This is a genomic window from Mycobacterium asiaticum (genome assembly GCF_001673365.1).
In the GTDB taxonomy this organism is placed as follows: domain Bacteria; phylum Actinomycetota; class Actinomycetes; order Mycobacteriales; family Mycobacteriaceae; genus Mycobacterium; species Mycobacterium asiaticum_A.
Map to the genome: position 1 here is coordinate 20,410 of NZ_LZLS01000191.1, position 12,501 is coordinate 32,910.

The following is a 12,501-nucleotide window of genomic DNA, read 5'->3' on the forward strand; positions in this document are numbered from 1 at the left end:
CATTGCGCGCCCGAATGGCGCGGTAGTCACTCACCGTCGTTCCTGCCGGACAGATTGTCGTCGGCCTTACGGGCGCGCTCCACCCGTTCTGCGAAGGGCACCGGGTCGCTCTCGTAGTGGTCGGCGACTTCCCACTTCTCCCGCGTATTGATGCCCGGGTTCAAATAACCGCGCGGGTAGGCCGGCCCGCTGAAACCAATCTCGTTCCAAGCCCATGGATGTGAATAGAAGGCGGTGGTGGCGTATCTCGTCCACAGACTCCAAACATGCTTGGCGCTGAACCCGTGCCAGGATTCGCCGCGGTCGGACAGATCCTGCACGTCCTGCAGCAACCGGGCCTGATCGGACTCGCCGAGGTCGGCATACGCCGCGTTATGCCGATCGTGAGCGTCCTGGTCAAGGTGGGCCAATGTTTCGCGCCAAGCCTGGCCGTCTTCGGGCATGTCGTCGTAGTGCCAGCCGTCGGTCTCCGCCGTCGCCAGACGGGTGTCGATGAGCGAGAGCACCGGCACCCGCGGATCGCAGTCCTGACCAAGCAGCAGATCGAGCATCGGTGCGGCGACGGCGACTTCGCGCGCGGTGAAGAACGCTAACATGTTCGGCAGCGCCAGGCGCGCCAACACGACTCCCGCCGTCACGTCGTCCCACACGTGAGCTTGGTCGAGCACGTCGAAGCCGGGAAACCGGCCTTGTCCCTGCGGGGTGATGGCGTGCTGGTTGGGGGGACGAAACGGCATCAGCGACCCCCATCGCCGGGTAGCGGGAGATCCTCCCGTCGCAGCAGCGCCGCCAGCAGTCCCATGGCGCCGACCAGTGAGGCCAGCAGGGGCGCGAACGCCGGCGGGCCGGACTCCATGTTGTACTTCGTCACGCCGCCGGGCCGTTGTGCAATACCGCGCCAGTGCAGATAGGTGCCCTGAACCCCGTTCACGACGATCGCCGCGCTGGTGGCCGGCAGCACCGTTTTGGCCGCCCGCCGGGAGAAGAATCCGGCCACGCCGGCCGGTATTGCGGTGGGCAGCACGAAGATTGGCCACCACATCATCTTGTTGCCGAAGCTGGCACCGTCGTGGGACAGGTAGATCTCGCCCGCGGTGACCGCCGCCCCCGCCGCGGTCAGCGCCGAAAGCGTGCGCTCGAAGCGGCCAGTCCGAATGTCGTGCAGCGCAGTGTCAATCATTTTCATGATCGATCCTTCTTCTCGCCCGGCAGGTACTGCTGCACTTTCTGCTTGACGCCCTGTTTGATGAACCCGGCCGCATCCTCGTCACCGCCGAGTACCGCCTTGGCCAGCGACTTGGCCTGCTCGTAGGTGGCGTGCGGCGGGATCGGTGGAACGTCGGGATCACAGCGCACGTCCAGCACGGTCGGGCGGTCGGCTGCCAGAGCGCGCTCCCACGCCGAGCCCAATTGACCTGCCTCGTCGAGGTTCTCACCATGCAAACCCAAACTGCGGGCGAATCCGGCGTAGTCCACGTCCGGAAGCGATTGAGACGCTTCGAACTTCGGAGAGTTCTCCATCGCCCGCATCTCCCAGGTGACCTGGTTGAGATCGTTGTTGTGCAGAACGGCGATGATCAACCTGGGATCGGTCCACTGCCGCCAGTACCTGGCGATGGTGATCAGCTCGGCCATGCCGTTCATCTGCATCGCCCCGTCACCGACGAATGCGATGCTGGGACGGTCGGGATGCGCCCATTTCGCGCCGATCACATACGGCACCCCGGGACCCATTGTGGCCAGCGTGCCCGATAGCGAACCCCGCACGCCGCCGGTGAACTTGAGGTGCCGGGCATACCAGTTCGCCGCCGAGCCGGAGTCGGCGGCGATGATGGCGTTGGAGGGCATCCGCGTCGACAGTTCGTAAAAGATCCGCATCGGGTTGAGCGGGTCGGCATCGGTCATCGCTCGCCGCTGCGCGGTGTTCCACCACTTCGCGACGTGCTTCTCGATCTTCTCCCGCCAGCTGCGGTCCGACTTGCGCTGCAGTAGCGGAATCAGCGCCTGCAGTGTGGCTTTCGCGTCGCCTACCACGTTGAGCTCGTAGGGATACCGCATACCGATCCACTTGCCCGATCGATCTATCTGGACCGCACGGGCTTGGTCGAGCTTCGGCAGGAACTGGGTGTAGGGGAAATTCGACCCGACGGTCAGGAGTGTGTCGCACTCCATCATCAGGTGCCAGCTGGCCGTGGTGCCCAGCAGCCCGATCGATCCGGTCACCCAGGGCAGGTCGTCGGGGAGAACGTCTTTACCCAGCAACGCCTTTGCCGCCCCGGCGCCGAGCAGGTCAGCGACCTGCGTCAACTCCTCCACGCAGCCGCGGGCGCCCTGGCCCACCAGCATGGCCACCCGTTCACCGGCGTTCAGCAGATCCGCTGCGGCGCGGACTGCCGAGTCGTCGGGCGCCACCCGCGCGGGGCTGAGTCCGAGGCTGGACGGAACCTGCTTGAACGCGTGTTCTGGCGGTTCGTACTTCAGTTCGAACACGTCGGAGGGGACGATGATGCAGGTCGGACAGCCTTCGCTCAGTGCTATCCGAATCGCCCGGTCGATCAGGTTCGGCAATTGTTGTGGCACCGTGCACATTTGGACGTACTCGCTACAGACGTCCTTAAACAGGCTGATCAGGTCGATTTCCTGCTGATAGGAGCCGCCCATGGCGGATCGCTCGGTCTGCCCCACGATGGCAACCACCGGTACGTGGTCGAGCTTGGCGTCGTAGAGGCCGTTGAGCAGGTGGACGGCGCCCGGACCGCTGGTGGCGACACACACCCCGAAGCCGCCGGAGAATTTGGCGAAGCCGACCGCTTCGAAGGCGGACATCTCCTCGTGCCGGGCCTGCACAAATTGAGGTTTGTCCCCCGCCCGCTCCCATGCCGCTAGCAGACCGTTGATGCCGTCTCCGGGAAAGCCGAATACTTGTTTGACATCCCACTCCCGGAGTCGGGACAACAACACATCGCCAACGGTGTCAGACACTGTTCATCACTCTCCTGCTAGCTGGATTGATTCGCTTTGCTAGACAACAACTTCGAAATCTCGGCGGTGGCGCTCCTGGGCGCGTTCCCACAGGTAGCGGCCACCGGGTAGGCGCGGCAGGATCAGTCCAGCAAGCCGGTCGAGAACTCGTTGGTGCGCCGGCGGCGGCGTGCTGCCGGTGTGCAGATCATGCGCACCGAACAGCGCCCACAGCGCCGCAATGGCGGCATCGGTGAGGGCGGCTCGTGCCCGGCGCGGGTCGGCGGCGGCCAGACCCACCGCGGTGAGCGAATGCACTCCATCAACCCAGGTGCCGGCGGCTAGTACTTCGGGGCTGGGGTGGGTACCGGACATGACCGCCTGCGCCAGATGACGTGCGCCCAGGATCCGGGTGACGACCACCGCCTTGTGGTCGACATGGACCCGGTGGATCCATCCCAGCACAACCTCGGGCGCGATTAAAAGCACTGCGCCCCAGAGGCTTCGAAGACCTTCGAGGTATCTGAAGTGGGTAACTGCCATCGTCCTCCGCCGCAACCTGTCGGTGTCAAGTAGCTATTCCCGGGGTCTGTCGTTCAAAACTCATCGACGTCGCCGCACCGCAAGCGCCGCCGTGGCGGCGAGCGCCGCAGCCCCTGCCCCGGTCACCGCCCCGATGTGTTCGGACAGCCAAGGTTGCGCTGCACGGTCCAGCGCCTGGTCGTCGAAGATGCCGTGTGCACCGTGGTCGCTACCGGCGTCCTCGTCGCGGGGCTCCCACAGGTTGTGCGGGCGCTCTGGGCTGACGGATTCGTCCGTCTGTTGCGAGGAGTAGCCGGTCTTGGCCAGATACCGGTCCAGCAACGCGGGCATCACCCGCTGACCCAGGATGGTTGCCGCGGTGCTCGCACCCACCCAATATTGTTTGCGCCGTGGATGATCGGCGGCAAACAGCACCGCGCGCGCCGCGATCTCGGGTTGGTAGATGGGCGGGACGGGTTGGGGATGGCGCGGAAGCCGGGACAGCACCCAGGAGAACTGCGGGGTATTGACCGCGGGCATCTGTACGACGGTGATGTGAATATCGCTGTGTTCGTGCAGCAGTTCGGTGCGCACCGACTCGGTGAACCCGTTGATTGCGTGCTTGGCGCCGCAGTACGCCGACTGCAGCGGAATTGCCCGGGCGCCCAGCGCCGACCCGACTTGGACAATCGTGCCCGCGTCGCGTTCACGCATGTGCCGCAACGCAGTCATGGTCCCGTACACGAAGCCGAGGTAGCTGACTTCGGTGACGCGCCGGTACTCCTCGGGAGAGATTTGGTGGAAGGGCGCGAACACCGATGTGAACGCGACGTTGACCCAGACGTCGATGGCCCCGAACGTGCTCTGGACCTGATCGGCCGCGGCATCCACCGCCCGGTGGTCGGCCACGTCGGTGGGAATCGCCAACGCCTGACCACCGGCGTTCTGGATGTCTTTGGCGGCGCCGTCCAGGCCGGCGGACCCGCGTGCGAGTAAGCCGACTCTGTCGCCACGGGCACCGAACGCTCGTGCCGTCGCACGGCCGATGCCAGCGCTGGCTCCGGTGACCACGACAGTGCGCGGTGTGGCCATGAAGACTCCTTCCTGCGCTAACTGCCTTCACCACAGCACGTTACGCCTAGTTCGTGCATTACGCATGATTTGCAATTGGCAGGATAGTCTCAGTGCAAATAGGAAATTTTGCATGTATTGTGCTGTGGGAAAGGAGCGCCATGGTGTCAGCGCGGAACAGAAGCCGTTTCGACGCGGGCCCGGGGGAACTCGATCTTTTTGCCACTGCGCTGGAAACGGCAACCCGCGGATTTCTCGATGTCAACGTCGGTGTGCTGGAAAAGATGGAGAAGAAGATAAGTCTGGGCGCTCTGCACGCGCTTCAGTCGCTGGAGCGCCTCGGGCCGAGCTTGGTCACCGAGCTTGGTGACGAACTCAACCTGCTCCCGTCCACCGCGAGTCGGCTCAGTGACCGGCTCGCCGAGTCTGGGTGGATCACCCGGCGCGTCTCCCCGTCCAACCGCCGTGCCACCCTCCTCGAAATCACCCCCAGCGGACGGTCCATCCTGCGGGAGCTGCTCACGTTGCGCAAGAACGCGTTGAAATCCGTTGTGGGCCAAATGGATGACGACGATCGCGCCGCTCTGCTGCAGGGCACCCGCGCGTTCACCGCCGCTCACCAGAAAATGACCGAGCCACACTCGTGACAATGCGGGCGCGTTGCACTGGCCGCCGGTGGCGGTGGGCGCGCTGGTGCGGCGGGGCCGCGGTGGGCACGCTGTTGGTAGCGGGGCTGGTAGCCGGGTGCTCCGCTCCGGGGCGCTCGCTGGAATCAGCGCCCGAGGTTGCGTTGACGGCTGTCGGAGCGGTGCTGCATGCACCCGTGTGGTCCTATAACAGGAACACCCTGATTGCGTTGACCGACGATCAACGGCTGGCCGAAGTAACCGATCCTGCCGACGCGCACGGCGGCGGGTTGCGGCTGTCGGACCCGCTGGCCGCGGGACGCAACCTACAGATCAGCCGAAAGGACGAAGGACAGGTCTTCGTGCCGCAACCGGAGCGCGGCAACGTCGCGGTAGTCGACCTGGCCACCTTGCGACCGATCGATTCCATCGACGCCGGTCCTGCGCCGGCCTATCTCTCCGAAGACGCCGGCATGCGGGTGTTGCTTGCGCTTTCTGCCGACGGGGCAACGGTGACACCCGTTGAGGAATACGGGTATCGGAAGTTGCCCGCCGCGACCCTCGGCACTCGTGCGGAGACCATCGACGGATCCAACCGCGGACGCACGATCGACTACCACGCCTACTCAGCGTCAGGGATCGGCTACTACAAAGGTCCGTCATCGCCTCCCGAGCAGCGCGGCTCAATCGGCATGGGAGTCGCGGTTTCGGCGGGTGACGGGACCAAGGTGACCCGCAGCTACGTCGCGCAGCGTGACAGTGATGTGCTGTACGCCGTCGATTCCCACCGTGGCGGAAGCGGATTGGAGGTGCTGGCTCAAACCAGGCTGTCGTCACCCGTGCGTGAGCTGGGCACCGACGCAACCCGCATCTACGCTGCGACGGACCGTCAGTTGGTGGTGCTCGAGACAGCCAGTTTCACCGGCTACCCGCAGCAGACCATCCCGATAATCCATGTCACCGACTACCGTGCCAGCCTCCCGGACGGTCCGCTGCAGTCCGCTCCGCTGTCGGGTTTGGCGGTGGGACCGCACCGCGTGTACCTCACGCTGCGCGACGCGAAATACGTGATCAGCATCGCGAAGCCGCGGCTGTGAGCGAGGAACGCCGAGTGTCGGTGGACGCCGGCGACGACCTCGAGTTTCTCCGCGAACAAGTCGAGGCGCTCAAGCAACTCGGCCAACGAGAGTCGGTGAGCGAAGGCGACATCTACGACTTCAGCATCAGGTGGGGTACCGCGCTGGCCGGACGACTGCCGCGGCTGGTTCACTACAGTTCGATGGATCGGCTCGACAGGGCCGACGAGACGGCGTTCGCATCACTGTGCGACGATCTTCGCGCGTTGGCCGCACTGATCGGCCGGTTCAAGCTCGCCGAACCCGAATTACCTACGGCCGCAACTTAGTTCACGGCGTCATCGGTACCGGAAGTCAAGAACTCCTGCCGCTGGAGCACGATTCCGGTGCGCGGCTTGCGACATTCGGGATTGCGGCATGTCAAAGCCACCATGTAGTTGTCACTGTCCTCGTTGAGGAAAAGGAAACCCAGATACAGGGCTCCGCCGATGTCAAAGCCGGTAGCGCCACAACTTTCGCAGTATCCGCCCTTGGCCTCGATCTGCTCCGAAACGCGCTGTCGCGAAACCTCATTGAGGTCGATCAGCTCGGGCCGGACCAGGACGTCGTCGGACATGTCAGATCTCCACGTTCTTGTCGTAGTAGACGTTGTCCTCACGCCAGCCCCCGGCACCCTTGCCGATACCGGCATAGTCGTTGACGAACTCGATTTGGTTGATCCACTTGGCCATCTTGAATCCGACCTGGGTCTCCACCCGCAAGCGCAATGGTGCACCGTGCTGAATCGGCAACGGCTGACCGTTCATCTCGTAGGCCAGCAGCGTCTGAGGTTTGTAGACGAGTTCGAGATCGATAACCTCGTAGAACTGTCCGCCGCCGTGCGAGGAGGGCTCGTCTCGATCGTTGTCCTGTATGGTCAGAAAGCACACGTATCTTGCCTGGGGGAGCGGCCGCACCAGGTCCGCGAGTCGCGCCAGCGGCAGTCCGCTCCACTCGCCGATGCTGCTCCAGCCCTGCACGCAATGGTGCATGACCCGTTGCGATTCACGCTCGGTCAGCGCACGCAGCGCCGCCAGGTCCAAGGTCACCGGGTTCTCCACCAGGCCGCCGACCCGAACCCGCCAATCGACGAAGTTGTGCACCGCCATCACTTTGTATTCGGTGCTGGCAGGGGGCTTTCCATTGACACGGTGGCTTTCGGAAATCTTCGAGACGGGATAGTTCTGCCGGGAATTCAACGGACGCAGCAAAATTCGCCGCGCGAAGTTGAGCACGGCGCCCAGCACCCGCTGTACCGAGCGCGGTTTGCGCAGGCTCCACATTGTCGCACCGACGTGGATGGCGACGATCGCCGCGATGATCGCCAGCGAGATCACGGTGGCCAGTGTGGTGTTGCGCACCGAGCCGAAGATCATCGAGGCGGTCAGTGATCCCCACCCCCAGAAGAACACCATCGAAAGATGGATCACGATGAAGACGACGAAGGCGATCAGTCCCAGAAAGTGCAGACTGCGCGCCCATTGGCGGCCACCCCACATCCGCACGTACCAGGGGAAGCGCGCCGCGATCGCAGGCGATTGCGCTGCGCCGGTGAGGATCTGGAACGGCGCGAGCCCGAAGATGACGCCGGCATAGGTCAGCTTTTGCATGGCGTCCAACGGTTCGCCCGGCAACAGTGGCGGCAGGTTGAAGCTCAAATATGTGACGATGTCGTCCCAGGCGTCGGAGAAGATCGACCAGGAAGCCGGCCAGTAGCGGTGCCACTGACCGGTGGCGAACAACAGAACGTAGTAGGACAGCCCCAGCAGGATCCAGCCGATCACCGAAAAGAAGTGCCAATGCCGACCCATGCCCAGCTGTGCGCGGCCGGGCAACGCGATGATTGGGTGGTAGCTCTCCTCTTCGTCGAGGGTGTCGTAGAGCCGGTTGCGCGGCATGACCTTGCGGGTGAAGCGCGCCCACTCGCTGCCCGGTTTGCTGTCATCGTGCCAGTACAGCTTGGGATGGGTGGCGAGGATTTCGATGCCGCTGCGGATGATCAACGTCACGAACAGCACGTTGAGCCAGTGCTCGACTCGCAACCACGCCGGGTAGTCCAAAGTTGTCATGGCCGAACCCATCTAATCTTGCCAACCTTGCCGGTGCGGGTAGGCCACGTTGACACCCGAGAGAACGGTGGTGTGCACGGCCAGAAAGCCCGCCGCCAACGCCATCGCCAACGTCGCGGGCGCCACGTCCCACCGGCCCGTCAGTGCTTCGAGTCCGGGCAGGCTACCCAGCCGGCTCAACAGGTAGATGCCGAGGAAGGTCGCGCAGACCAAGCTGCCGAGATACCAACCCCGTTGTGGCACAGCGTCATTGAATTTGGCAACCAGCGCGACCGCCGCTATCAGGCAACCGGCGCTCAACGCCAGGGCATAGCCGACGAAGTAGCCGGGCAACGCCGGCTCGGTAGCAAGGAGGTAGGCATGGACGACCACCAAGCCGATCAACAGGACTTGCCCGATCGCGGTTACCGTCCGGGGCAGATCGAAAGCCACCCACCCGTTGAGGGTGAGTAGTCGAGACGACAACAAGCCGTGCCAGACCCTGTGCAATAGCCGACTGCCTAAACCGACCACGAGAGCTAGATACCCCCGGGTTGCGGTGACAAACGCGTCGCGGTCATCGGCGGCCGGTTCCGGTGCCGATCGGGCCAGTGTCGGCATCGGCGAGCCGATGAGCGGTCTCGAACAACAACGCGTGCACGAACGCCTGCGGCAGATTGCCACGCAGTTGGCGCTGAGTGATGTCGAACTCCTCGGCGAAAAGACCCGGTGAGCCGCAGGCCGTGCGGTTGCGCTCGAACCAGCGCACCGCCTGGATAGTGTTGCCCTGCTGGTGATCGGCCAACGCCATTAGGAAGCCGCACAACAGGAATGCGCCCTCCGCCTCGCCGAGTGGCCGCTCGTCGGGCTGGAAGCGGTAGACGAATCCGTGCCGCCCCAATTCGGTGCGCACCGCTTCCAGGGTGTTGACGGTCCGTGGATCGTCGGAGGGCACCGCCCCCCGGATCGAAGGGATGAGCAGCGCCGCGTCGACCCGCGAATCATGTGGCGCGCGTTGCCATCTGCGCCGCGGATTCAAACAGTCCGATTCGGTGCTCGAAATCAGCAGATCGGCCAGCTGTTGCCACTGCGAGCTTTCGCACTGCGGCGCCACCTGACTGATGCTCCGTAAGCCGGCCGCGCAGGTCAATCGCGAATGGGCCCAATGCTGGTCGTCCACTTCCCAGATCCCCGCATCCGGCTCGTGCCACCGATCCGTGATCGTCTGCACCAGCGTCTTGGCCGCGCGCCAGTGATCGCTGTCGAGCCGGTCGAGCCGCGCTGCGGCCGCCAGTAGGAGCAGCGCTTCGCCGCATGCGTCGAGCTGAAACTGATCCGTTACCCAGTTGCCGCGCTTGACCGCAGCGCCGGGATAGCCCGGCAGGTCGAGATCTTCTTCCCGCGGCACGGCGCTACCGTCGATCGAATAGGCCGGCTCGAGTCCGGGTCCGTCGGCCAACACCCGCTCGCTGACGAAGCGAACCGCATCGTCGAGCAGCGGGGAGGCACCAGCCACGGCGACCGCTTGTCCGGCGTAACACTGGTCGCGGATCCAGCAATACCGGTAGTCGTAATTGCGGCCCTGTTCGGCTCGCTCCGGTAGTGACATCGTCGCCGCCGCGACCATGCCCCCGCCGCTGCTCGTCAAACCGCGCAGCACCGCGTAGGCGAGCTGGGCATCGGCGTCGGCCAGGGTGCCCGAAATCGCCGGAACTGCGTCGTGCCAAGCCTTTTCGGTCTGCCGCCATACATCGTCGGGGCACACCGGAGCCGTGCTCAACTCTTGGTCGCAGCATTCCAGCACCAGGTCGCGCTCCTTGCCCGGAACCACTTGCACGACAGCGTTCAGCGAACCGTCTTCGCAGAGCTGCGCGTCGTGCGCTCCGGTCCAGCGGAAGCGGTGGGTTCCACACCGCCCGGTCCAGATGCCGTCGGCGAGGCGCAGATCGCGCATCGGCTCAGCACCGAAGTCCGCGCGCAAGTCCAACGCGATCCGTACTTGGGTGGGCCCGTCGAGCGCGGTGATCCGGCGCAGCAGTACGGCTCTGTGTCGATCGCCGGGGAATGCCAACGCTTCTCGGCATTCAACGATGCCGTCGGTGGTAACCCACCGCGACCGCCAGATTAGCGACCGTTCTTCGTAATGACCGCCCCACACGAATCCGGTGCGGAAGGGACACACCACGTAGGCGCCGCGCCCACCCAGCAGCGAAGTGAACACCGCGGGGCTATCCCAGCGCGGCAGGCACATCCAGCAATAGTCGCCGCGTGGTCCGACGACAACGCCACGCTCCCCGTCGGCTAGTAGCGCGTAGTCGCGCAGTACGTGCGGGGACAGCAGTCCTGCAATAGCTGACTCGTCATTCATCGGCCCTGACAACGCTACGTGGGTGAGCTGGGGACTGGCTGTCAATCATCGGCACCAGGTAATGCGCGGCATAGTGACGGACGGCCTGCGGATCCGAGGTGTCAAGGCGGTCGGTGGGAAACACGATGATGCCGACGGCCACCCGCAGCAGGATGTCGGCGATGTTGGCCAGATCCGCGTCGGACATCTCGGCGCCGCAGCGGCGCAGGGTGTGGGCGATGCCGTCGGCGAACTGCCCGATCGGAAAGACCTCGGAGCGGGAGAAAATGCCGAGCAGCTGCGGTTCGCTCTCGGCGATGCGCGAGTACAGCGGCGAGTCCGAAATGAGGCGCACACCCAACGCGAACGCCTCGATCACGGCCTCTCGGGGGTTACGGCCACTGGTGGCTTGGTCCAGCGTGGTAAAAAATCGGGCGCCTTCCCGGCGCACCACGGCTTCGAATAGGTCGTCCTTGGTGGGGAAGCGTCGATAGATGGTGCTGCGGCTGACCCCGGCCCGGGCGGCAACGTCTTCGATGTTCGCGCGGCGCACCCCGTAGGTCTCGAAGACTACGAGCGCCGTGTCCAGGATGACGCTGTCGAGATCGGAAACGGCAGCGGTTCCGGATCCATTCTTGGGCGGCATGGTCGCCATTGTCCCAAGCCGGTTGCCGTCCGGAGTCAAAACGGGTCTGCCGCGAGGGCGGGCCCGTGCGGAAACGAGCTTCAGATGCTAGCGTGACACAAAAGGACGTTTTTGTTTCTCTGATTCAGAGAGCGGCGTGGGGGCGCACGAGGAGTTGGTGATGACGGCTGAATTGGGTTTTGACACCGGGGTGCGCGAAGCCGAGCCGATGCCGGTCGACGAGCCGAAATCGGGACCGGTACTGGGTCCGGATTCGCTGCTCTGGAAGTTCTACGGCGATTACCGCACCCAACTGTTCGGTTTCCAACGAGCGGCGGGCACGGAGAACTGCATCGAGCAGCTCGGGCAGGGCGTCCTCGACCATTCGGTGGTCTTCAGCGACACGTTCGGTAGGGCCAAGCGCACCGCGCCGCCCCTGATGAAAACCGTTTATTCGGAGGACCCGCACAAATGGGGCCGCACGGTGCGGGATTTCCACAAGCCGATCAAGGGGACCATCAGCGACGGCTCGAGGTATCACGCGCTGAATCCGGAGCTGTTCTACTGGGCACACGCCACGTTCGTCGATCAGGTTCTCTACAACGCCGACACGTTCATCAGGCGCCTGTCGCACGCCGAAAAAGAGCAGATCTTCGCCGAGAGCAAGGTCTGGTTCAGCCTGTACGGCGTCAGTGACCGTGGCCAGCCACAAACCTACGACGAGTTCGTCGAATACTGGGACGGCATGCTGGATCGGTTCATGCCGCACAAGACCGTGCTGTACGGCACCGGCTACATCCGCAAAGGAATCCCGGGTCCACGCAGGATCCCGCGACCGATCTGGAAGGTGCTGTCGGCCCCACTGAACGCCTACGCCGGCCTGGTGATCGCCGGAACCTGCCCGCCGCAGATGCGTGAAGTGTGCGGCTTGGAATGGAACGACAAGAAGGAGAAGCGCTATCAGCGGTTCGCCGCCGTCATGCGCGCATTGAATCCATTGATCAACCGGTTGCCCCTGCGGGCTGTCTACACGAGTTGGGCGGCTGACGCCTGGCAGCGCACGGGCGTCGACCCGCGAAAGTTGCACAACCGCTGATTCCTCGAATAACGGTCAAACCCCTTACGCATCGGGCTCTCAAGTGACAGTGTGACCATGGGTCACAATGACTGTTAATGGGTAAACGCT

At 64.3% G+C, this 12,501-nt stretch carries 14 protein-coding genes; 4 read left to right on the plus strand and 10 right to left on the minus strand.

What is annotated here, in order from left to right:
• Positions 1-26: 26 nt before the first annotated feature.
• The 5 genes from A5634_RS21445 to A5634_RS21465 are packed head-to-tail and all read right to left on the minus strand — an operon-like array spanning position 27 to position 4,575.
• Entirely contained in the window at positions 27-737 is a 711-nt protein-coding gene (locus tag A5634_RS21445; protein ID WP_065146037.1) for a gluconate 2-dehydrogenase subunit 3 family protein, read from the minus strand.
• Positions 737-1,186, minus strand: coding sequence for a hypothetical protein (locus A5634_RS21450; RefSeq protein ID WP_081290577.1), 450 nt, complete (start codon positions 1,184-1,186; stop codon positions 737-739). The genes A5634_RS21445 and A5634_RS21450 overlap by 1 nt, the downstream gene beginning before the upstream one ends.
• Entirely contained in the window at positions 1,183-2,982 is a 1,800-nt protein-coding gene (locus A5634_RS21455) for a thiamine pyrophosphate-requiring protein (RefSeq protein ID WP_065146039.1), read from the minus strand. The genes A5634_RS21450 and A5634_RS21455 overlap by 4 nt, the downstream gene beginning before the upstream one ends.
• Before the next feature lie 39 nt (positions 2,983-3,021).
• The gene (locus A5634_RS21460) at positions 3,022-3,504 is read right to left on the minus strand and encodes a hypothetical protein (RefSeq protein ID WP_065146040.1); all 483 of its coding nucleotides are present in this window, start codon (positions 3,502-3,504) and stop codon (positions 3,022-3,024) included.
• 60 nt (positions 3,505-3,564) lie between these two features.
• Positions 3,565-4,575: an SDR family oxidoreductase gene (locus tag A5634_RS21465; RefSeq protein ID WP_065146041.1), complete on the minus strand. Its 1,011-nt coding sequence runs from the start codon at positions 4,573-4,575 to the stop codon at positions 3,565-3,567.
• A 140-nt stretch (positions 4,576-4,715) separates the two neighbouring features.
• On the opposite strand from A5634_RS21465, the gene A5634_RS21470 reads away from it, so the two are divergent.
• Genes A5634_RS21470 through A5634_RS21480 form a run of 3 tightly spaced genes read left to right on the plus strand, consistent with a single transcriptional unit; the run spans position 4,716 to position 6,585 of the window.
• Positions 4,716-5,201, plus strand: coding sequence for a MarR family transcriptional regulator (locus tag A5634_RS21470; protein ID WP_065146042.1), 486 nt, complete (start codon positions 4,716-4,718; stop codon positions 5,199-5,201).
• 2 nt (positions 5,202-5,203) lie between these two features.
• The gene (locus A5634_RS21475) at positions 5,204-6,277 is read left to right on the plus strand and encodes a hypothetical protein (protein WP_065146043.1); all 1,074 of its coding nucleotides are present in this window, start codon (positions 5,204-5,206) and stop codon (positions 6,275-6,277) included.
• Complete coding sequence (locus A5634_RS21480; protein WP_065146044.1) at positions 6,274-6,585, plus strand: hypothetical protein; 312 nt, start codon at positions 6,274-6,276, stop codon at positions 6,583-6,585. Before A5634_RS21475 ends, A5634_RS21480 begins: the two co-directional genes overlap by 4 nt.
• On the opposite strand, the gene A5634_RS21485 is transcribed toward A5634_RS21480, so the two are convergent.
• From A5634_RS21485 to A5634_RS21505, 5 genes are read right to left on the minus strand one after another with little or no spacing between them, the layout of a single operon-like run.
• Positions 6,582-6,872 (minus strand): hypothetical protein, encoded by a 291-nt coding sequence (locus tag A5634_RS21485; RefSeq protein WP_065146045.1) that lies wholly within the window; start codon positions 6,870-6,872, stop codon positions 6,582-6,584. The genes A5634_RS21480 and A5634_RS21485 overlap by 4 nt on opposite strands.
• A gap of 1 nt (position 6,873) precedes the next feature.
• Positions 6,874-8,364: a molybdopterin-dependent oxidoreductase gene (locus A5634_RS21490; RefSeq protein WP_065146141.1), complete on the minus strand. Its 1,491-nt coding sequence runs from the start codon at positions 8,362-8,364 to the stop codon at positions 6,874-6,876.
• 12 nt (positions 8,365-8,376) lie between these two features.
• Complete coding sequence (locus A5634_RS21495; RefSeq protein WP_065146142.1) at positions 8,377-8,877, minus strand: oxidoreductase; 501 nt, start codon at positions 8,875-8,877, stop codon at positions 8,377-8,379.
• 43 nt (positions 8,878-8,920) lie between these two features.
• Positions 8,921-10,711: a glycoside hydrolase family 15 protein gene (locus A5634_RS21500; protein ID WP_065146046.1), complete on the minus strand. Its 1,791-nt coding sequence runs from the start codon at positions 10,709-10,711 to the stop codon at positions 8,921-8,923.
• Positions 10,704-11,336 carry a TetR/AcrR family transcriptional regulator gene (locus A5634_RS21505; RefSeq protein ID WP_065146143.1) on the minus strand — a complete coding sequence of 211 codons (633 nt, stop codon included), beginning with the start codon at positions 11,334-11,336 and terminating at the stop codon, positions 10,704-10,706. The genes A5634_RS21500 and A5634_RS21505 overlap by 8 nt, the downstream gene beginning before the upstream one ends.
• Before the next feature lie 160 nt (positions 11,337-11,496).
• On the opposite strand from A5634_RS21505, the gene A5634_RS21510 reads away from it, so the two are divergent.
• Positions 11,497-12,411, plus strand: a complete 915-nt coding sequence (locus A5634_RS21510; protein ID WP_065146144.1) for an oxygenase MpaB family protein — start codon at positions 11,497-11,499, stop codon at positions 12,409-12,411.
• Positions 12,412-12,501 lie beyond the last annotated feature (90 nt).